At 43.1% G+C, this 22,249-nt stretch carries 19 protein-coding genes; 9 read left to right on the forward strand and 10 right to left on the reverse strand.

Going from position 1 to position 22,249, the window contains the following annotated elements:
* Positions 1-69: 69 nt before the first annotated feature.
* From lon to tig, 4 genes are all read right to left on the reverse strand, one after another.
* Complete coding sequence (lon, locus tag DZ860_RS13955) at positions 70-2,424, reverse strand: endopeptidase La (RefSeq protein WP_120032293.1); 2,355 nt, start codon at positions 2,422-2,424, stop codon at positions 70-72.
* A 129-nt stretch (positions 2,425-2,553) separates the two neighbouring features.
* Positions 2,554-3,837, reverse strand: coding sequence for an ATP-dependent protease ATP-binding subunit ClpX (gene clpX, locus DZ860_RS13960; protein WP_120032295.1), 1,284 nt, complete (start codon positions 3,835-3,837; stop codon positions 2,554-2,556).
* Positions 3,838-3,919: 82 nt separating this feature from the next.
* Positions 3,920-4,546, reverse strand: coding sequence for an ATP-dependent Clp endopeptidase proteolytic subunit ClpP (clpP, locus tag DZ860_RS13965; protein WP_120032297.1), 627 nt, complete (start codon positions 4,544-4,546; stop codon positions 3,920-3,922).
* Between the two features lie 106 nt (positions 4,547-4,652).
* Entirely contained in the window at positions 4,653-5,951 is a 1,299-nt protein-coding gene (gene tig, locus DZ860_RS13970; RefSeq protein ID WP_120032299.1) for a trigger factor, read from the reverse strand.
* 560 nt (positions 5,952-6,511) lie between these two features.
* Between tig and DZ860_RS13975 the strand changes: the two genes are divergently transcribed.
* Together DZ860_RS13975 and DZ860_RS13980 are read left to right on the forward strand one after the other, a co-directional pair.
* A complete protein-coding gene (locus DZ860_RS13975; protein ID WP_120032301.1) occupies positions 6,512-8,329 on the forward strand; it encodes a sensor histidine kinase in 1,818 nt (605 codons plus the stop codon).
* Positions 8,326-9,672, forward strand: coding sequence for a sigma-54-dependent transcriptional regulator (locus DZ860_RS13980; RefSeq protein WP_120032302.1), 1,347 nt, complete (start codon positions 8,326-8,328; stop codon positions 9,670-9,672). The genes DZ860_RS13975 and DZ860_RS13980 overlap by 4 nt, the downstream gene beginning before the upstream one ends.
* Positions 9,673-9,806: 134 nt before the next feature.
* On the opposite strand, the gene DZ860_RS13985 is transcribed toward DZ860_RS13980, so the two are convergent.
* The 4 genes from DZ860_RS13985 to hutW all read right to left on the reverse strand — a co-directional run bounded on the left by DZ860_RS13985 (position 9,807) and on the right by hutW (position 14,644).
* The gene (locus tag DZ860_RS13985) at positions 9,807-11,957 is read right to left on the reverse strand and encodes a TonB-dependent hemoglobin/transferrin/lactoferrin family receptor (protein ID WP_120032304.1); all 2,151 of its coding nucleotides are present in this window, start codon (positions 11,955-11,957) and stop codon (positions 9,807-9,809) included.
* A 183-nt stretch (positions 11,958-12,140) separates the two neighbouring features.
* Positions 12,141-12,725 carry a heme utilization protein HutZ gene (gene hutZ, locus DZ860_RS13990; RefSeq protein WP_120032306.1) on the reverse strand — a complete coding sequence of 195 codons (585 nt, stop codon included), beginning with the start codon at positions 12,723-12,725 and terminating at the stop codon, positions 12,141-12,143.
* Positions 12,722-13,243: a heme utilization cystosolic carrier protein HutX gene (hutX, locus tag DZ860_RS13995; protein WP_120032308.1), complete on the reverse strand. Its 522-nt coding sequence runs from the start codon at positions 13,241-13,243 to the stop codon at positions 12,722-12,724. The genes hutZ and hutX overlap by 4 nt, the downstream gene beginning before the upstream one ends.
* 21 nt (positions 13,244-13,264) lie before the next feature.
* On the reverse strand, positions 13,265-14,644 hold the full coding sequence (gene hutW / locus DZ860_RS14000) for a heme anaerobic degradation radical SAM methyltransferase ChuW/HutW (RefSeq protein WP_120032310.1): 1,380 nt from the start codon (positions 14,642-14,644) through the stop codon (positions 13,265-13,267).
* A gap of 329 nt (positions 14,645-14,973) precedes the next feature.
* Here hutW and DZ860_RS14005 point away from each other — a divergent pair, with 329 nt between their 5' ends.
* From DZ860_RS14005 to DZ860_RS14035, 7 genes are all read left to right on the forward strand, one after another.
* On the forward strand, positions 14,974-15,813 hold the full coding sequence (locus DZ860_RS14005) for an energy transducer TonB (RefSeq protein WP_120032312.1): 840 nt from the start codon (positions 14,974-14,976) through the stop codon (positions 15,811-15,813).
* Between the two features lie 2 nt (positions 15,814-15,815).
* Entirely contained in the window at positions 15,816-16,514 is a 699-nt protein-coding gene (locus tag DZ860_RS14010; RefSeq protein ID WP_207890636.1) for a MotA/TolQ/ExbB proton channel family protein, read from the forward strand.
* Positions 16,514-16,948: an ExbD/TolR family protein gene (locus DZ860_RS14015; protein ID WP_120032314.1), complete on the forward strand. Its 435-nt coding sequence runs from the start codon at positions 16,514-16,516 to the stop codon at positions 16,946-16,948. Before DZ860_RS14010 ends, DZ860_RS14015 begins: the two co-directional genes overlap by 1 nt.
* On the forward strand, positions 16,948-17,802 hold the full coding sequence (locus DZ860_RS14020; protein ID WP_120032316.1) for a heme/hemin ABC transporter substrate-binding protein: 855 nt from the start codon (positions 16,948-16,950) through the stop codon (positions 17,800-17,802). Before DZ860_RS14015 ends, DZ860_RS14020 begins: the two co-directional genes overlap by 1 nt.
* A gap of 77 nt (positions 17,803-17,879) precedes the next feature.
* Positions 17,880-18,947, forward strand: a complete 1,068-nt coding sequence (locus DZ860_RS14025) for a FecCD family ABC transporter permease (RefSeq protein WP_120032447.1) — start codon at positions 17,880-17,882, stop codon at positions 18,945-18,947.
* Positions 18,947-19,780, forward strand: a complete 834-nt coding sequence (locus tag DZ860_RS14030) for a heme ABC transporter ATP-binding protein (RefSeq protein WP_120032318.1) — start codon at positions 18,947-18,949, stop codon at positions 19,778-19,780. The genes DZ860_RS14025 and DZ860_RS14030 overlap by 1 nt, the downstream gene beginning before the upstream one ends.
* Positions 19,781-19,945: 165 nt before the next feature.
* Entirely contained in the window at positions 19,946-20,131 is a 186-nt protein-coding gene (locus tag DZ860_RS14035) for a hypothetical protein (protein ID WP_120032320.1), read from the forward strand.
* Positions 20,132-20,183: 52 nt separating this feature from the next.
* Here DZ860_RS14035 and DZ860_RS14040 read toward each other — a convergent pair whose 3' ends face one another.
* Together DZ860_RS14040 and DZ860_RS14045 are read right to left on the reverse strand one after the other, a co-directional pair.
* The gene (locus tag DZ860_RS14040; RefSeq protein WP_120032321.1) at positions 20,184-21,545 is read right to left on the reverse strand and encodes a TRAP transporter large permease; all 1,362 of its coding nucleotides are present in this window, start codon (positions 21,543-21,545) and stop codon (positions 20,184-20,186) included.
* 3 nt (positions 21,546-21,548) lie between these two features.
* Positions 21,549-22,220, reverse strand: coding sequence for a TRAP transporter small permease (locus DZ860_RS14045; RefSeq protein WP_120032323.1), 672 nt, complete (start codon positions 22,218-22,220; stop codon positions 21,549-21,551).
* Between the last annotated feature and the right edge of the window lie 29 nt (positions 22,221-22,249).

The following is a 22,249-nucleotide window of genomic DNA, read 5'->3' on the forward strand; positions in this document are numbered from 1 at the left end:
TTCCAAAAAAAACGCTGACAAGCCTTTTTATACTAATCAGCGTAATCTTTTACTTATTTTTGCTACACATCACTCTTTTACAGTAGCGAGTTCGATACCTGATGGATCTCGCTCCAGTGCGACTTTCAGTACATCATCAATCCACTGAACCGGGATAACCTTTAGATCCGCGATAACATTGTCTGGAATCTCTTCCAAATCACGTTCATTGTCTTTTGGAATCAGTACCGTTTTAATCCCACCACGATGAGCTGCAAGCAGTTTTTCTTTCAAGCCACCGATAGGTAATACTTCACCACGCAATGTAATTTCACCGGTCATTGCAACTTCAGCTTTAACTGGGTTACCTGTTAAGCTAGAAACCAACGCAGTGCACATTGCGATACCAGCACTTGGGCCATCTTTCGGTGTTGCGCCCTCTGGTACGTGAACGTGAATATCACGTTTCTCGTAAAAATCAGGGTTAATACCCAATTTTTCAGCTCGAGAACGAACGACTGTCATAGCAGCTTGAATTGACTCCTGCATCACATCGCCAAGAGAACCCGTTTGCATCAACTTACCTTTACCTGGCATCGATTCGGTTTCGATCGTCAATAGATCCCCACCGACTTCCGTCCATGCCAAGCCAGTCACTTGTCCAATACGATTGCTATCATCAGCTTTACCGTAATCGCAACGTTGAACACCTAGATACTCTTTTAAGTTATCCATAGAAACAGTAACTGATTTCAATGAATTATCGAGCAGAATATTCTTAACTGCCTTGCGACAAATTTTTGAAATCTCACGCTCTAAACTTCGAACACCAGCTTCACGCGTGTAATAACGCACAATGCCAATAATAGCCGAGTCTTCGATTGTAATTTCATGCGGCTTTAGACCATTACGTTTTACTTGTTTATCAACAAGGTGTCGTTTGGCAATGTTCAGTTTTTCATCTTCGGTATAACCAGATAGACGAATCACTTCCATACGGTCCAGCAAAGGCCCTGGAATGTTCATGGAGTTCGATGTTGCCACGAACATAACATCTGACAAGTCATAATCGACTTCTAAATAATGGTCGTTAAACGCGTTATTTTGCTCAGGGTCTAGTACTTCAAGCAGAGCTGAAGCTGGGTCGCCACGCATATCAGAAGACATCTTATCGATTTCGTCTAGCAAGAACAGAGGGTTCTTAACGCCGACTTTAGACATTTTCTGAATGAGCTTACCTGGCATAGAACCGATATATGTACGACGGTGGCCACGAATTTCTGCTTCATCACGAACGCCACCTAGCGCCATGCGAACATATTGACGACCCGTTGCCGAAGCAATCGAACGTCCTAGTGACGTTTTACCAACACCCGGAGGACCGACTAAACATAGAATTGGCCCTTTAAGCTTGTTGATACGGTTTTGTACCGCCAAGTACTCAAGAATGCGATCTTTGACTCGCTCTAGACCATAATGGTCTTCGTTAAGCGTTTCTTCTGCTTTCGCTAGATTTTTCTTAACTTTAGAACGCTTGTGCCAAGGGACACCTAACATCCAATCAATGTAGCCACGAACAACGGTCGCTTCTGCTGACATTGGTGACATCATTTTGAGTTTTTGCAGTTCTTGCTCAGTTTTTTCACGAGCTTCTTGCGGCATTTTCGACTCTTCGATCTTATTCTTAAGAGTCTCAAATTCATCGATGCCATCTTCTGTTTCACCCAACTCTTTCTGAATCGCTTTCATTTGCTCATTCAGATAATATTCGCGCTGGGATTTCTCCATCTGCTTTTTCACACGAGTGCGAATACGCTTCTCTACTTGCAAGATGTCGATTTCAGATTCCATTTGCCCCATTAGAAATTCAAGACGTTCTGCAACATCAATAATTTCTAGTACGGCTTGCTTGTCAGCCAGTTTCAATGGCATATGCGCTGCGATGGTATCAGCCAATCGCGCCGCTTCATCAATGCCATTCAAGGAAGTTAGAACTTCAGGTGGGATCTTAGAGTTTAGCTTAATAAAACCTTCAAACTGATTAATCGCACTACGAACAATCACTTCTTGTTCGCGCTCATCAAGTTCAGGCGTCGTCAAATATTCTGCATTAGCTAAGAAAAACTCATTGTCGATAAACTCGTGAATTTTTGCTCGCTGTTGACCTTCGACTAATACTTTAACCGTGCCATCAGGAAGTTTCAGTAGCTGTAGGATCGTCGCTACCGTACCGACTTCAAATAGATCATCTTTAGAAGGTTCATCGGTATCCGCTTGTTTTTGGGCAACAAGCAGCACTTGCTTATTGTTGTCCATCGCAGCTTCAAGGCAAGCTATCGATTTCTCACGACCAACAAACAATGGAATTACCATATGCGGGTAAACGACTACATCTCTTAGAGGTAGTACGGGGATCTCGATACGTTCGGAACGTTCCAAGTTCATATTCTTCTCTCTTCCGCTTAGTCTTATTTGGAATATATGGGGACTATTCGAGGGGATTCAATGGAAGAATAAAAAAAAGGAGGTAAATGATTACCTCCTTTTTTACTTTTGTTAGGTTCTTGAATCTAATTAAGATTCAGCACCTGCAGCTTGGTTCTCTGAATTACTGTAAATCAATAGTGGTTCAGACTCGCCGTTGATCACGGACTCATCAATAACAACTTTGCTTACATTATCCATTGAAGGCAATTCGTACATAGTTTCTAGAAGAACACCCTCTAGGATAGAACGTAGTCCACGAGCCCCCGTTTTACGGTTCATCGCTTTCTTCGCTATCGCACGTAGAGCATCTTCACGGAACTCTAGTTCTGAGTTTTCTAACTCGAACAACGCAGCGTATTGCTTAGTCAATGCATTTTTTGGTTCGCATAGAATTTGGACTAATGCTTCTTCATCCAACTCTGTTAGCGTCGTCGTCACAGGAAGACGTCCAATAAATTCAGGAATTAAACCGTACTTAACAAGATCTTCAGGTTCAACTTGAGTGAATAGTTCACCCACAGTCTTAGTTTCGTTTTTAGAGCGAACTTCCGCACCAAAACCAATACCTGTACCTGTTGCTACACGTTGTTCAATTACTTTATCTAAGCCTGCAAATGCACCACCACAGATAAACAAGATCTTAGAAGTATCAACTTGTAAGAACTCTTGCTGTGGATGCTTACGGCCACCTTGAGGTGGAACTGAAGCAACGGTACCTTCAATCAGTTTCAGTAACGCTTGCTGTACACCTTCACCCGAAACATCACGTGTGATAGATGGGTTTTCAGCTTTACGAGAGATTTTGTCAATCTCATCGATGTACACAATACCACGTTCTGCTTTCGCTACGTCATAATCACATTTTTGCAATAGCTTCTGAATGATGTTTTCAACATCTTCACCAACGTAACCTGCTTCGGTTAACGTAGTAGCATCTGCCATTGTAAACGGTACATCAAGGAAACGCGCTAATGTCTCAGCAAGCAGTGTTTTACCACTACCTGTAGGACCGATTAGAAGGATGTTACTTTTACCAAGTTCCACACCCTCTGCAGTCGTGTCTCCATTTCGTAAACGCTTATAGTGATTATAAACGGCTACTGCTAGCACTTTCTTAGCGTAATCTTGGCCAATCACATAATCGTCTAGATGTTCGCGGATCTGTTTAGGCGCCGGTAACGCTTCAGATTGCTTTTTAGGCAGAACATCTTTGATTTCTTCACGAATAATGTCATTACATAAGTCGACACATTCGTCACAAATATAGACTGACGGGCCGGCGATCAGCTTGCGAACTTCGTGCTGGCTTTTGCCGCAGAAAGAGCAGTAAAGAAGCTTACTACTACCGCTCTCTTTGCTTTTATCTGTCATTCGCTAACCTCTTAGCCTTTACTCTTTACGATTTGAGTGTATATCAATTTAGTATGAATTGCGCTAAACAATTTCTACTAGGTTACTGACCACGATGGGTTAGAACTGAATCCACTAAACCGTATTCAACTGCTTGATCCGCAGCCATGAAATTGTCACGGTCTGTATCACGCTCAATCACTTCAAGTGGTTGGCCAGTGTGTTCAGCTAACAACTTGTTTAGCTTCTGCTTGATGGTCAGGATTTCCTGAGCATGAATTTGAATATCAGAAGCTTGACCTTGGAAACCACCGAGAGGTTGGTGGATCATAACGCGTGAATTAGGTAAAACGTAACGCTTACCTGGAGCGCCACCAGCAAGCAGGAACGCCCCCATAGAGCAAGCTTGTCCCATACAAACCGTACTCACGTTTGGCTTGATAAATTGCATGGTGTCATAAATTGACATACCTGCCGTTACACTACCGCCTGGTGAGTTGATGTATAAGAAAATATCTTTGTCTGGATTTTCAGATTCTAAGAAAAGTAGTTGAGCCACGACAAGGTTTGCCATGTGGTCTTCTACTTGACCTGTTAAGAAAATTACACGCTCTTTTAGCAAACGAGAATAAATATCGTACGAACGTTCGCCACGGGAAGTTTGTTCAACCACCATAGGTACTAGTGCGTCTAGAATTGGCGACATTGCATTTTTTTCTTGGTAGCTCATATTCTTATGTCCCTAAAATAAATGGCCCGGATGATGTATATCATACGGACCATTGTTAGCAGAAACGTTGAGGTATAGTCAACTTTTCTACGCAAGATATTGCTTATTACGCAGGTTGGTTCATCAGCTCGCCGAAGCTAACTTCTTTGTCAGAAACCTGAGCTTTTGCGATGATAGCGTCGATTGCTTGCTCTTCTAGAGCAACATTGCGCATGTTATTCATCATTTGCTCGTTTTGAGCGTAGTAAGCCATAACTTCTGATGGATCTTCGTAAGCTGTTGCCATCTCTTCGATAAGCGCAGCTACTTTCGCATCGTCAGCTTTTAGCTCTTCAGACTTGATAACTTCACCTAGAAGTAGGCCTACAACTACGCGACGTTTAGCTTGCTCTTCGAACAATTCACGTGGAAGTTGTGCTGCTGCTTCTGGGTTACCACCGAAACGTTGAGCTGCTTGTTGACGTAGAACATTGATTTCTTGGTCAATTAGCGCTGCTGGTACGTCGATGTCGTTTTCTTTAACTAGACCGTCGATAGCTTGCTCTTTGATGCGGTTTTTAACAGCTTGCTTAAGCTCACGTTCCATGTTCTTACGAACTTCAGCTTTAAGAGCTTCAACGCCGCCTTCAACTACGCCGAACTTAGCTACGAATTCGTCGCTTAGCTCTGGAAGTTCACGTGCTTCAACTTTGTTTACTTTGATTGCAAACTTAGCTGCTTTACCTTTTAGGTTTTCAGCGTGGTAATCTTCTGGGAAAGTCACGTCGATTTCGAATTCCATACCAGCAGTTTTACCTGTGATACCGTCTTCAAAACCAGGGATCATGCGACCAGCACCCATTTCTAGTGGGAAGTTATCAGCTTTACCGCCTTCAAACACTTCACCGTCGATAGAACCAACGAAATCGATAGTTGCACGCTTACCAGCTTCTGCTGCTTCAGCAACTTCAGTCCAAGTAGCTTGTTGCTTACGTAGCGTTTCGATCATCTCTTCAACGTCAGCATCTTTAACTTCAACTGCTGGTTTCTCAACAGTGATGTTTTCTAGACCTTTCAATTCAACTTCTGGGTAAACTTCGAAAGTTGCAGTGAAAACTAGGTCTTCGCCTTCGTTAGTCGCTACAGGTGCGAAAGTTGGTGCGCCTGCTGGATTGATTTTTTCTTTAACGATTGCTTCGATAAAGTGACGTTGCATAACTTCACCCATCACGTCTTGACGTACTGCTTTACCGTACATCTGCGCAACCATTTTCATAGGCACTTTGCCTTTACGGAAACCATCGAAACGACGGTTTTTTGCGATGTTGCGTAGTTCAGCTGTAACTGCATCTTCGATGTTTGCAGCTGGAACAGTAATGTTTAGACGGCGCTCTAGGCCTTCTAGAGTTTCAACAGTAACTTGCATTATTCAATAACCTCAAAACTGGCTCAGGATTGCTGAGCATATGAGTTACCACTGGCTTACGCTGGGTAACTTCATCCTTGTTTGTACTCGAAGAGCACCTATTCAAATTGGAGATCCGACAACTGGATTGACCAATAGTCGAACTAATTAGCGATATCTTTTCGTTAAATATTGGTGAACTCACCAACGTTAACAAAGGTATCTCTGATTAGCCTCAGATAAAAATTAGACGCCGCATTCTAACGAGCTAGACGATAGCTGTCGAGCCAATCACCGTGATCGATGCGGGAATCTCCTAAAATCTCTGCTAACTGCTACAAAAACAAGCGAAGTAACACCCAACGCATTCAGAAATGGGGCACATTAGGTTTTTTTTCAAGACAATTTATCGATTTTTTTTAACTTGAAAGCAAAAGGAGATCTAAGTCCTGTTTTAATCTTTCTTTCAACACAATAAACAAACATATTAGTAACAATGCATTTTATCCTGAAAACGTTTTTGTTACTCACATAAAATAACACCATGAATTAAAATGGCTTACGACTAAGATAGGATTGTCATGTTGCAAATAAAACATACTAACCAATACATACTAGGCGCCTATCTGATTTGCCTTATTATCGGCTCGTTTTTGGTTTGGAATTACAGTTATCAAACCTTACAAACAGAACACAAAGCACAACTCGACCGATTTTCTAGCCATATTTCGACAAAACTCGATAAATACGCACATTTACCCCAACTTCTCGCTAAAAATAGAGAGCTTATCGCTCTAATTCAACACCCTAATAATTCTGCTCAGCGAGAAATCACTAATCGTTTTTTGACTAATGTGAACACTGTCATTCAAGCGGCCGACACTTATCTCATTGACGCCACTGGCGAGACAATCGCAGCGAGTAATTGGGATTTAGAACGCACTTTCATCGGCAAAAATTTCGCTTGGCGTCCGTACTTCTCTGAAGCAATACAAGGACAAAGCAGCCAATATTTCGCCTTAGGTTCAACATCTGGAGCAAGGGGTTATTACTATTCTTATCCTGTCATTTATGCAGCAGAAGTTATTGGCGTTATCGTTATAAAAATGGATCTCTCTTCCATCGAGGAAAATTGGTCAAATAAAAATAGCTTCTTTGTCGCAACTGATTTACACAATGTGATTTTCATGTCGAGTAACCCAAATTGGCTTTTCCGCAGTTTAACTACCCTATCTGAAGCGCAACGTGCTGATATTCGAAGCCGCAGACAATACTTAGACAACCCCCTGCGTTCACTCGGATTGCAAGGTAACTTAGAGGGTATCCATGCTGAGTTAGAAAGCCCCCACAAAGCCGGGCTCCAGGGGGACTTTGTTGTGTCAACACGTCCACTCAATAATTTGAAGCTCAACATTCGAATTTTAACCCCGAAAGTAACTATCCTATGGTCAACACTTCGTTTTGCCCTGTTACTGACGCTTATCTTTGCCATTGCCTATCTATCAGCCCAACTTGTGCTCCAAAGACAAACAAGAAAACGTCAAATCGAACAACTGCAATCAGAAGCGAATCAAAAACTAGAATTTCTCGTCATGGAACGAACGGCTGAGTTACACGCTGAGATCCGCGAAAGAAGTAAAACGGAACAAATACTACGTAAAACTCAAGATGAGCTTATTCAAGCTGCGAAACTGGCAGTACTTGGCCAACTCTCAGCAAGCATCAGTCACGAATTAAATAACCCTTTAGCGGCGATTCGAAGTTTTTCGGACAACGCTCGTCGCTTTCTTGCAAAGCAACAATTAGAACGCGTTGATGACAATTTAAACCGGATCTCCGGTCTAACAGAGAGAATGGCAAAAATCAGCGATCAACTTAAATCCTTTGCCAGAAAGTCTGACACTAAAGATCGATGCAATATCACCTTAGTACCGATTATTCAATCTGCCAAAACCCTAGTCGAACCTCAGTTGAAAGCCAATAACATCTCACTCACACTCAAATGTGATAACCACGCGACACTAGTCAACATCAATACAATTCAATTCGAGCAAGTACTGATCAATTTATTGACCAATAGTATTCAAGCTTTAGAAGAGCAAGCGGAACGCATCATCACAATAACAACAATAACTCATTCCAATCAGGTTTCGGTACACATTGATGATAACGGACCAGGTGTAAGCAAGGAGAAAGCCGAACAGCTTTTTGAACCATTCTTTACCACCAAGAAAAATGGACTGGGTCTCGGTTTGTCCATTTCACAGCAAATAATTCAGGCGATGAATGGCCGCTTAATGTTAGAGTCTTCACCTCTAGGAGGCGCCCGATTCACCATTGTATTACCTATTAGTGTATTGCCTATTAGTACAGCTCCCTCCATTAAGGAACAACAATGATAGACGTGTATTTTATTGATGATGAAACGGATATACGTATTGCTATAGAGCAGAGTTTTGAACTCGAAGATCTCCAGGCGCGCTTTTTTGCGAGCGCTGAGGAAGCATTGTTGGCTATCAAAGAGTCAGGGATGCCAAGAGTTATAATTACGGATATTTGTTTACCCGGTTTATCCGGAGAAAATTTGCTCTCATCCGTTTTGCATCAAGACCCTGAAGTACCAGTGATATTAATCACCGGACATGGTGACATTTCCATGGCAGTGAATGCGCTACACAATGGCGCTTATGATTTTATTGAAAAACCTTTTGCCATTGAACGCTTAATTGATACGACTCGTCGAGCCATAGAAAAGCGTAATCTCACATTGGAAAATCAATCACTAAAAAGAAGTTTGAAAGCAAGTCAGGCTCTTGGTCCTCGAATCATAGGCAGCAGCCAAGCCATTATCACGTTGCGCGATACCATTAGTCATATTGCCGATACAAATGCCGATATTCTATTGTTCGGCGAAACCGGAACAGGAAAAGAACTTTGCGCTCGTTCTATTCATGAACAAAGTTCACGCCGTGAGCATAACTTCGTCGCAATAAACTGTGGTGCCGTACCAGAGAACCTCTTAGAAAGTGAACTGTATGGTCATGAAAAAGGTTCGTTTACAGGTGCAGACTCTAAGCGAGTGGGAAAATTCGAACATGCCCATGGGGGTACGCTATTTCTCGATGAAATTGAGTCCATGCCGATGCAGGCGCAAATTCGCTTATTAAGAGTATTACAAGAAAGAAATATTGAACGCATTGGCTCAAACCAATTAATACCGATTGATATTCGAGTTATTACCGCAACAAAAGTCGATTTAAAGCAAGCGGCTGCCAATAGCGAATTTCGTCAAGATCTCTACTATCGCTTGAACGTCGTCACTTTAGACCTACCACCACTGAGGCAACGAAAAGAAGATATTACCGCCCTATTCCACCATTTTTTACTGGTCGCCGCTGCGCGTTATGGGAAAGATGCAGCTTCTTTACCACAAGCCGATTTACAGGCTTTGATTAGCCATGATTGGCCGGGCAATGTACGAGAACTACGAAACTGCGCTGAACGATTTGTTTTATTAGGCACTCTTGGTGGCCTTGAGACTCTCAATGGTGACATCAACCAAGCCACACCTTTAGCTGAGCAGGTTGCTGAATTTGAAAAAATTGCCATCGAGCAGGCTTTGGTTTCAAGTGGTGGGCGAATAAAGGAAACAATGGAACAGCTTCGAGTGCCAAGAAAAACCCTCTATGACAAAATGCAGCGTTATGGACTCGATAAAAGCGACTACAAAGCGGATTCCTAATCAACAGGCTCCTTAAAAAGAATCCTTAGAATAGAGCCCTTAGAATATAGATAGGTCAGGCCATCATAATCGGACAAGATGACAAATCAAAAAAAGGGCACTACGTGCCCTTTCTTGTTCCTAATTTAGGTCAATCAATAAAAGTACTCTAGATTGATACCCCAATTTCGGCCTGCTTGGGTATCGAAGTCTTTAAGACCATCATTTTCCCCTTGCAGATCATCATATGCCCAATACTTCTCATCAAACGCATTGAACAAGCCTGCTCGTAGAGTCAGATCTTGCATTGGTCGATAGTAAGCGGTTAGATCAAGAGTGGTGTATGACGGAGCAGTAACGTTATCCGCTTGTTGCCACTCATCTTTCTTAGCCACAATTTTATAGTTAACTAAAGCACCATATTTTTGATTTGGTTCGTTATAACCTAAGCCAAGAACCGCAGTCAGCGGTGCCACTGAATCAAGCTCTTTACCCGTTTTGGTATCTTCACCATTGGCATAGGCCACACTTAAACGGCTATACAAACCTTGCGGACCGCGAACCGTTGTCGCAAACTCCGCTCCATAAATGCGCGCTTTATCGATATTCTGCATGGTAATCACATCTTTATTACCTTGCTCACCGATCTTCTGCTCAGTAATGAAGTTGTCGTAATCGTTATAGAATGCATTCAGTTCATACTGAACGACATCGTTTTTACCGCGCAAACCTACCTCATAAGACAAGCTCTTCTCTGCTTCAAGATCTGGATTACCCTCGAAAATCGCCCCTTGATCATAAACATAGTAAAGATCATAAACTGTTGGCGCTTTGAAGCCCTGACTGATTTGTACGTATGGACTAAACATTTCCGAAACATGATAAACCGCGCCTAAACGACCGGTGAACGCATCATTGTTGTTATCGACATTTGGCTTATCGTAACCGTCTGATACCTCAGGTGCTGTTTCAAACGAGTCATAGCGTAAACCCGCAGAAAGCACTAACCGCTCGTCAAGTAAGAACGCTTGGTCTTGAACAAATATCCCCCATTGGGTGACTTTCGCATTCGGTAGACCCGTACTACCAGGTTTAGAGGTGCCATCAGGAACTCCTGTTTGACCACTTTTAATAAAGTAATCCGTATTCTGCAATGAAAAGTCATTTCTCAAATAGCTCGCGCCATAAGTTAACTCATGATAGTGCGAATCATAGGCAAGCAACTTATTGAACTGCGCATCAAACTGAATCGAATCATCTTGAGCGGTACGGTGACGGTTACGCATGCGGTCGTTATAAACTGGGAAAAAATTAGTCGTATCGTAATTGTCCGATTTGCTTTCCGTGGTTTGATAAGAAAGTTTCCATAAAAGTTCATCAGCAACACGGTTATTCATCTGCCAATCATGCTCGAAACCAACACGAACACGAGTGTTATCATCGGCAACGGATGAATCTGTATACGTGAATCCTGGCATGATTTCATAGCCCTCTTCCGAGGCTAAAAATGAATCATATTGATAATTATAGTACTCAAAAGTTAAGCCTAAACGGTGGGCTTCATTTGCTTGATAGAATACTTTCGCTAATCCATTATAGAGCGTTGAATCAGCAGGGTCTGCCGCCCCGCGATCTGGGCCAAGAATATCCGACCCATCACTATGGGTTTTGTACTCTTTACCATCGGCATAGGTAAGCATGGCTATCGTTTCCCAATCGCCATTACGCATCGCCCAAGTTAAAGTGTTTTTGAACTCTTCATTCACCGATGCATAGCTTGATTTAATACCGAAGCGATTTTCATCTCCGTCCGTTAACAAGACATCTTCCGGATTTTTGGTACGAAGTAGCACAACACCACCAAGAGCATCTGAGCCATACAAGCTAGAAGACGGGCCTTTATTGACCTCAATGCCCGCTAATGTATCTGTTTCAACAGTATTTGGGTATTTACGCTGCTGACTTGCACCCGGATTGTAAGGTACTGGTTGTTGAATACCATCCACCATAACTTTCACTCGGCTATCATCAATGCCACGAATATTAAAACCTGATACACCAAAACGACCGCCACCTTCAGCCTCCACACCCGGTGTGTATTTCAACGTATCTTGAAGGTTATTCGTCATGGTGTTATCGAGTTGAGAACGACTAACCGTTGCCACTGAAGATGATACATCTTCAATGTTTTGCTCTGTTCGGGTCGCTGAAACTACGACCTCATCGAATGAATAGACTTCTTCTGCCAATGCTGGGGCAGATAAAACTGCACTAATAACAAGCGCAAGTTGAGTTTGCTTTATCATGAATATTTCCATTTCAATTAACTAAATGGCTCCCTCGATTTAGAATATTTTTAGGGAGCAATAATGCGTGGGTGAAAACATTGAATCCGGTGAAACACTGACTCCGGTGAAGCACTGATTTCGATGAAAACATTGACCTCGGTAAACGTTTGTCTCTGCGGTAACGAAAACCGAGGCAATCTTTTATCCCCTACGCGCCTTTTCGGCTTGAACATGACCTTCGGTCAAATGAACAAAGTCCAGTAAGTCATTGCCCGAAATTTCAAATGCTTGACCGAAGCCTTTTACATAGCGTCCAGATTCAGGTGTAAGGCGATATAAATTGAAGTCGCCAAGTTGGCTGAGGTTTTCAATGATCTCACCAAAACGTGCTTGTAAAGCAGCAATGCCGCTATGCCAAGCCTGTGACTGTTTTTCAACTAATTCAGCGTTGGTATCAAAAGTCAGGCGCTTGCGAGCATAAACTTGCTTCGCTTCACTTTCGTCTTCGACCATCATGATGGAGACATTACGGTTGGTCTTTAGGTTACGGCCATGAGAGGCAATATCACTAACCAAGATATAATAGGCATGGCTATCAAACGCGAATGGCGCATAAGTGGCGTTTGGAGCTCCCTCTGGGCTAATCGTCGCGAGCTGTAAAGTTTTACGAGAATCTCTAAATTCGCGAACTTCAGGTTCCAAACGATTTTGTAAACGCTCACGACGTACCTCTTCTCTTTGAGTGGTTTGGTCGGGCTGGTTTTCTGGCTGACTATTCAAACTCATACACTGAATTCCTCTTTCATTTTGATGAATGCTTCCACTTGCTCTGCTAGTAGTTGACGCTTTTTGTCACGGCCAACATACACTTTGAAAATGCAGTTCCCCTCGCCAGTAAAGAAGCCAATATAGTGACTATCCATACGACGAAATGGCTTACTAACAAATGCAATATGTTCAACTAGATCCAAACGTAAGTGGCCATGAAGCTCACCGTCTCGTCCCATTAAGTTGTAGTAACCGTGCGCAACTTTTCCTTTAGGAAAGCGTGCCTTACTTTCAAAAATTGACCCGAATGAATGAACAATGGTCGTGACATTGCCCCACGTAGGGAGTTGCTCAAGAATCGATTGTGCATGCTTACCATTAACACGGGTCAACATATGCTCAGGTAGAGCGAAAGTAATTGCGCCTTCACTTAATTCAAGTTGTTGAGACATTTCAGATACTGGCGTTGCCGAATCCATTGCCAATGCAGAGTTTACTTTTTGTTTTACTTCTGTCTCAGAACATGTGCTGTACATGATTTCTCCTGTGAAATGAATTTATCCAGCAATGGCCAAACTTGGAGCCTTTTCACTCTGGATCACTTTAATAAGATTAGTCGCTAAGTTAACTGACCAAAACTGCCCTGCTAGAGTTAACGCCACTGCTTGTGGTGTCACGGTAACAAGACCTCGACTCTGCCAAATTTCAAACAAAGGCATTAAGCGATCAAACCATTGGCTGAAGTCATGTTTTAGTAGTACGCCACGATCAAACGCAGCTTTGAATTGATTAAGAGAAATAGCATTAGGGTCACCCTTAAAAGCCATCCCTACTGGAAATTCTTGTTGGTTAATGGCGTCAGTGTAAGCTGACATATCACGATGTTGCATTGCGCTAACTCCGTTGAAATTCCCACCAGCTCCGGCTCCGATCGGTAGCACTTCCGCATCGGTTTTCGCCAAACTGTTATAAATACTTCGTTCGCGATTGGTCGACGCCCAATGGTTGACACTAAGGCGACGCTGATGAAAACACGCCATGAAATCGACACCCATTTGATACATTTCAGCCTTGGTCGGAGTATCAGCAGGATTGGGTAACTTTCCTTGCTCAATCAAACGTGCCATTGGCAAATTTTGCAGTTCAAGCAGTTGGTAAAGGTCGACGCCATCCACGCCGGATTCAACGTAACCCTCAAGATCTCGTTGCCAAATGTCTAGCGTCTGATATGGCAAACCATAAAGTAAATCAATCACAATAGGTGCTGCGTTATAGCTCACCATTTTTTGCAAGGTCGTCAGTACAACATCACCATCATCAAGTCGTTTGGCCGCTCGACGAACCTTGCTATCAAAGCTCTGCACTCCCAGAGAAAAACGATTAAACCCACCCTCTAATGCAGATTCAAACTTCTCATCACTAAAACGGTTCACACGACCTTCTAGCGTAATCTCACAGTCTGGAGTAAGAGGAAAATATCGACGGATAAGTTGGCCAAGCTGTTTAATCTGATCAGCCGTTAAGTCAGTAGGTGTACCACCACCAACATAGACCGCTTGAAACGGAAAGCTCTGTGTCCAAGTAAACGATGCTTTACGCTCAATTTCTCTAACTAACGCAGAGAAGTAGTCCGCAATCAGTTGATCACTCGAAGCGTATTGGAAGAAATTACAGTAAGTGCATCGAACTCGGCAAAATGGAATATGGATGTATAAACAACGCCCCTTAATCGTCGCAGGAGTGTTTAGAGCATTTAACAAACTATCTTGGGTTTTACTATGGGCTATCGGAACAGAGCGCCCACCAACATGAGGACCAGTTTTTCCACTAAAAGCAAAACGAAGAGGATCTGAGGTTTTCTTTCCTACGATGGATTCATCGTTCATATCGAAAGAAAAAGGTTGCGCAGCAAAGCGATCTAAAGCAATAGGATTCATAACGTCTATACAGCTTCCGTTTCACACCATTTCAAGTCCGCCTACTGTTCTAAAATCGTCAATACCATGGGATTACAAACATTTAGAGCCGAAACTTAGGGATGAAATCTAATAAATTAAATTGTAAATAAGAACTATTATCGACATAATATAGATCGCAAATGATAATGCAAATGATATTTGATCTCATTGTTATTTAGTGGATAATACGTTAAATCTCAACTATGGCGTCACGAACTGTCACGTCATTTAAATTTAATGCCTATGACTTTTCACTGTCGGTGACTTCACATCGATTGCTTTAAAGGTCAGTTGCTAGCGGTTTTATCATGACAAAGCTTCGTTACTTAATTGCTGGAATTATTGCATTTCTCATTCAGGGAATGGCGTTGTCATACGCTCCTCAAGAGAAAGTAATGAGTGTCTCTATGGAGCAAGGTGTCAATTCGATGCAAATCCAATTACTTGCACGAGCAGCGTCTGAAGCGAAGCCCAAGCAACAAATCGACGCCGAAAAAAGCAAAGAACCTCAACCAAAGACAAGTGAACAGCAATCTATTGAAGTGGCAGAACAATCTATTGAAACGGAAAAACTGTCGGCTTCAAAACCGTTAGACCCAACACCTTTAGCTGTCGAGCAGCCTACCATTAAAAAAACAGCGGTAGAAAAAGCAGAGCCGGCAACGAAAAAACAAATAAGAAAACCAGTCGTCGCAACAAAAAAGGCAATTGAACCAAAAAAAATACAGCGAAAGCCCCCTCCTAAGGTTAAGGCGACAACCGAAAAAAAGGTGCCAAAAGTCAGCAAAAAAACAACGGAAACAACCAAGAAGGCAGTTGAAGCTGATAACCAAACGGCGTCACAAAACAGTGAACCTATGCTCGTCAGTAAACCTCAATTTAGTGCGAGGCCTGTCCCTGTCTCATACCCAAAATTGGCGAGAAAAAAAGGATTGGAGGGAAAGACACTGATCGAAGTTTGGCTGGATAGTGAGGGAAAGCAGATAAAACAGAAAATCATTGTATCGAGCGGGCATCCAATTTTGGACAACAGAGCATTGAATACGATTAAGCAATGGCAATTTTCACGTCGCATCGTTCAGGGACACGCTATTGCGCATCGCGTTCAGATTCCAATCAATTTCAAACTAAGACAAAAAGAAAGATAATCATGCAAACATTGAGTCATCTACAAAGCCAACTTGGCATCATGACATGGCCACTTATCATCATGTCATTCCTTACTCTAGTCATTTTAATTGAACGCACTTTTTACATGTTGCTTAATGGTCGTACCTATACAACGACCATCTTAAAACAAGTACATAAGCTCGATTTTAATCATGCAGAAGAAGTTGACCGTTTTATCAATGAAGAGCTAAGCGGCCGCCAACTTGCTTTTCAATCAATGCGTATGCTGCTAAATCATCGCCACTTCACCAAACCATTACGCGAAGAAGCGGTCAGTATTTGGCTATTTAAAAAACGTCAGCAGTTTCGTTCAGGAATACGCCTACTTTCCATGATTGGTGTAATCAGCCCACTGATTGGTCTCCTTGGCACCGTATTGGGGTTAATGGAAATGTTTAAAGGCATCACTTCCACTGCAGGTGCGATATCGCCAGCCAATCTCGCTGATGGCCTAGGGTTAGCGATGACAACGACTGCAGCAGGTTTATTGATTGCCCTCCCAGCGATTATGGGGGCCCAATTACTTAGTATGTGGGTCGACAAAACCTTAGCCAAGATCGAATACACTCTAAATCACAGTAACCTGCACATTGAGGGCATCTCTGTCGATCCTTGTGCTGAAAAAAACTGTTCCAACAAAAAAATCTTCGTCGCCCCCGTCACGGACGAGGTGATTTGATGATCAAGTCTCACTCCCTGCTCGGTGATGAAGAGTTCAAACCCGATTTAACACCGATGCTCGATATCATATTTATCGTCATGGTATTTCTATTGTTGACCGCAAATGTGAGTGTTCAAACACTCAACGTCGACATTCCAAAAACCCAAGAAAGTAACACGCTAAGTCGACCAGACAAGCCAGTAATATCGGTTGGTATTCTTAATGCTAGCGAGGATGGTAACGGAACCGACAAGTGGGCAGTAGATGGGAAAAAATTTAATGATTGGGTGTTGTTTACCGATGCTCTATTAAAAGCTCGTCGCGAAACTCCCGATAAACCGATTGTGATTGCTGCCGATAAAAAAGCCGATGTGGAATCCATGCTTAACTTACTGGCTTTTATGCAAAAACACCAAATATCCGCCACAAATATTGTTATGGAAGAACATTAATGAAAAAACTACTTTTTGCTTTTTGCCTGCTGACGACCTCTCTCTCAATTATGGCGCAAGAGCAATCAACTAATCGGATTATCAGTGCGGGTTCTAGCATCACTGAACTCTTGATTGCATTGGGAGCAGAAGATCAATTGGTCGCTCTCGATGTCACAAGTAAAAAATACAATACGGAAAGACAATTACCTTTGGTTGGTTACCATCGCCAGCTTTCCGCTGAGGGATTAATAGCATTATCGCCGACTCATTTAATTGGCTCTCATGAAATGGGGCCAGAAAGCACACTAACGTTACTAAAAAATGGCGGAATTGATGTTGAAACGGTTCCGTCTGGGGATACAGAACAAGATTTATTTAATCGCATCGATAAGATTGCTGAAATCACTGGAACACAAAACCAGGCTATTGCGTTAAAAGCCTCTCTTAAAGCGAAGTTAGAAAGCATGCAACAACGCAAAGTAGAGGCAGCACCAAAAGTCCTATTTGCCATGTTGTCTAAAGGACGTCCTGCGACCATTGCTGGCGATAACACCACCATTGATGTGATTGTGAATCTCGCTGGAGGACAAAATCCAGCTAAGAGTCTTATGACCTCATACAAACCTGTATCTCAAGAAGCGATTGTAGAAATGCAGCCAGATTACCTACTGGTCACCCAACGTGCTTGGGATGCCTTTGGTGGGAAAGACGGGATATTGAAAGAGTTCCCACTTCTTGCTGCCACTCCTGCTGGTAGCCAAGACCAAATTCTTGCTGTGAATGGTAGTGCCATCATTGGTGGCCTTGGTATTGAGAGCTTAGAGCTCGCTGACAGCTTATTTCAACAGTTTCATCTAACCAATAATCAATAATCACCGGTTCGAATATGTCTGTATCACCCCAAGCTGTATCAACGAAGTCTGAACCCAATAAAACAGCAACGACAAAGATGGTATCAACGAAAGTATCAACGCGCATACTTAACGCTAAAAGTCTATGTGTGCTCGCCGCTATTGCTCTTTATTTAGCCACTATCGCGTCAATTAGTGTTGGACCAATGAATATCAGTTTTTTGGATAGCATCAAATCACTACTACCCAGCTCTATTTTTTCTGGTAACAGTGCAGACTTGCCAACACACATCACCATGATCGTACAACAAGTGCGCTTACCTCGCACATTATTAGCGATCTCGGTCGGCGGCATTCTTGCTATCTGCGGCGCCGTCATGCAAGGGCTTTTCCGTAATCCTCTTGCTGATCCTGGCATTATTGGTGTCTCATCTGGGGCAGCTCTTGGGGCAGCCATCGCGATAGTCTTGTTTAGCGAACTCGCAACCAGCTACCCAACACTATTGTTATTCGGCACTGTCCCTGTATTTGCCTGTTTTGGGGGAACAATCATCACCTTTGCCGTTTATCGTTTAGGAACTGGCGTTAACGGTACTTCTGTCACCATGATGTTACTTGCTGGTGTTGCCATCGCAGCTCTAACTGGTGCAGCCCTTGGTTTGCTCAACTATTTTGCTGATGACCAAGCACTGCGAGACCTTTCTCTCTGGACTATGGGTTCTCTAGCTGGGGCTAATCCTCGCAGTTTATGGCTCGCTTTTATCACACTTATCGTTCTCTTTGCTGCTTACTATCGTGATGCAGATAAGCTCAATGCGATGCTTTTAGGTGAAGCAGAAGCGCGTCATATGGGTATCAATGTTCAATCATTAAAAAGACGTCTGATTATTTTGGCGGCTGCTGGCGTTGGTGTAACCGTGGCTCTGGCCGGCATCATTGGGTTCATCGGTCTTATCGTTCCTCACCTTGCAAGAATGCTGATTGGGCCTAATTTCCGCTCACTACTGCCCGTCACTTTATTCTTAGGCGCACTACTTTTATTAGTCGCAGATATGCTTGCTCGAACAATTGTCGCACCATTAGATATGCCCGTTGGCATCGTCACCGCATTATTGGGCGCACCATTTTTTATCTGGTTATTGATTAAACAAAAGGGGCGTTTGTAATGTTATCGCTATTCTCATCTAAGCCGTCAACCAATCAAGCTTCAATTGCAGACTATCGCGCCAGCACGACCGTTTCTATTCAAAATCTCTCTGTTACATTAAGTGGTCGAAACATCTTGGACGATATCAGTTTGTCGCTCAATCGAGGCGAGTTTACCGCGCTTCTTGGGCCTAATGGCACGGGAAAAAGTACCTTACTGAAAGCACTAACGGGGGAAATAGGTGCCCATGGGCAGTTTACTCTGTTTGGAAAGGAACGAGATGTTTGGTCAAGTGAACATTTAGCTCATCACTTTGGCGTCTTACCTCAAAGTAGTTCGTTATCTTTTAACTTCACGGCTCGAGAGGTCGTTGCTCTAGGCGGCTTAGGGTTATCCATGCCAGGTGAAACGTTGAATGCTGTCATCGACAGTAATATGGCACAAACTGATGTCATGCACCTTGCTCAACGGGCGTATCCGACATTATCTGGTGGCGAAAAACAACGAATCCATCTGGCGCGTGTATTAACTCAGTTAGAGCAAAGTGGAGGTAACAAAGTGATACTACTCGACGAACCAACTTCTGCGTTAGACATTCAACATCAACATAGCACCTTAGCGTTGGCTCGCGAGCTCGCTCACCAAGGCGCAACCGTGGTAGCTGTTCTACATGATCTTAATCTAGCAGCCCATTACGCCGATCGTATCGTGATACTTAATAACGGAAAAATCGCCATTGATGCTCCCCCTGAAAACGCGCTTCGAGCTGAGGTCATTGAGCAAGTCTACCAACACAAAGTCACCATCATTTCGCATCCGACTCAAGGTCACCCTGTTATCGTTGCCGCGTAATTGAGCTAAGCTTGGGTTAATCAATAAGCTTTAAAAGCAAAAATTTGCGATTGAGTCCATATTTAGATTAAGACGTCGTTATTGTGTGACCACATTGAGTTTTCTATTCTGTTCGTTACCAACGAAAAAATGAATAGACTTCATGGATGAAGAGGAGATGTGTCAATGGGAGAGAAAACAAAAGTTGCTGTCGTTACAGAGACCGTACTTGTTGATGGTATTTATCATACTGAGCAACGTTCAGGTAAAGATAGGCGTCAAGCTCGTCAAATAAAATGGCGATTCTACGAACGAAGACACGTTATTGATCCTAGACATAATAGTGCAAAACAAATAAATGAGGAGGTCTAAGACCTCCTCATTGCTTATGATATTTTGTGAGTGACTGGCCGAACGCCAGGCGCTACTTAGTGATAATTTCAGGGCCCATTAAGGTGGTTGGTAACCAAGTTGATACCCAAGGTACATAAGTTACGATAATCAGGAATAAGAACATCACGCCGACCCACGGAAGCGCCGCTTTCACGACTTGCATCATCGACATCTTCGCAACCCCGGCTGTGACAAACAAATTCAGCCCAACCGGCGGTGTTATCATCCCTATCTCCATGTTCACCACCATCATGATGCCAAGGTGAATCGGGTCAATACCCAGAGCAATAGCGATTGGGAAGACTAATGGGGCTACGATGATCAGCAAGCCAGATGGTTCCATAAACTGGCCACCAATCAAGAGCAATACGTTCACGACAATGAGGAAAGTAATCGGTCCTAATCCCGCCGAAAGCATAGACTCAGTGATCATTTGAGGGATGCGTTCTTCCGTTAACACATGCTTTAGAATCAATGCGTTCGCTATAATGAACAACAGCATGATGGTTAACTTACCCGCCTCGTAAAGGGTGTGTTTTGTGTCTTTATGCACAAACGCTTGCACCACTTTAACAACTACAGGTTTAGTATTTTTCTTATCCGCAAAAGGTCCCATATCTTTATAGATAAAATTCGCAATAAGGAACGAATAGACAGCAGCAACAGCCGCCGCTTCCGTTGGGGTGAAAATCCCCCCATAAATACCACCAAGAATAATTACCACCAGCAACAATCCCCAACTGGCATCTTTCGCGGAAGCAAACATCTCTTTCCAACCCACGAAAGGTTGTTTAGGTAGTTTCTTCACTCGAGCGGCAATATAGATGGCAATCATCAGCATCACACCAGCAAGTAAGCCTGGAATAACACCACCAAGGAACATTCGCCCAACCGAAACATCAGTAGCGGCGGCATAAACAACCATTACGATAGATGGTGGAATCAAAATCCCTAGCGTACCTGCGTTACAAATAACACCAGCGGCAAAATCTTTTGAATAACCATTTTTGACCATTCCAGCGATTACAATACTACCAATGGCGACCACGGTTGCTGGCGATGAGCCAGACAAAGCCGCAAACATCATACAAGCAACAACAGATGCCATGGCTAAACCACCACGGAACCAACCCACCATTGCAATCGCGAAACGAATGATGCGTTTCGCCACACCACCGGTTGACATAAAGCTAGAAGCAAGAATAAAAAACGGTATCGCAAGAAGAGTATAGTGACCCGCAAATGCGTTAAATAGTGTCTGCGCAACAGATGCCAAAGAAGCATCAGAGTGAATCATCAAAAAAACAATACTCGATAGACCGAGTGATACGGCAATTGGTACGCCAAAGAGCATAAAACCAATCACCATTATGAATAAGAACAAAATATCCACGGATTAGCTCTCCTTGCCATCTTGATTATTTTTCTTTGGATCCATCGCTTCAGCGGCAGGGGCCAACTCTGCTTTTAGAGCTTCGAGATCTTCTTCTGTTTCATGTCCAGCGATCAAGCGATCTAATTTGTTCGTTGCAATTTGATAGGTAGCTTGGGCAAAACGGAACGTTAGCATTGCCATTCCAATCGGTAGCGCCATATAAGGAATAAAGCGTGGAAGTTTCTCGTATCGCTCCCCCTCATTTAGCCAATCCGCTAAGAACTGCAACATCTCTGGCATTGGAATATCGTCGGTTTCATACCAAGCTCTATCCGTTGCAAATGGGTACCAATAGTTCCAAGAACCGATCAGTAGAAGAATAGAAAACGCTAAGCAACAAGCTGCCGCCATTAATGCATAGACTTTGCGTAGCCGCTCTGGTGCCAAATTAATAATGACATCGACACCAATATGAAAATGTTTTTTTACACCATAAGATGCGCCAACAAGCACCATCCAGGCGAACATGAATACTGTTAACTCGAGCGCCCAAAGAATATTGTCATTGAACACATATCGAAAAATGACGTTGGCAAACGTCAACAAGGTCATCGCCCCTAGAAAAAACGCAATCAACGTTTCCTCAATGGCATCCGTTACCTTCCCTATTCTGGCAAAAACAGACTGTTCCATAGTTACTTCACTCAAAAGAAAATAGGCTC

It is taken from the genome of Vibrio sinensis, assembly GCF_003605645.1.
GTDB lineage: Bacteria > Pseudomonadota > Gammaproteobacteria > Enterobacterales > Vibrionaceae > Vibrio > Vibrio sinensis.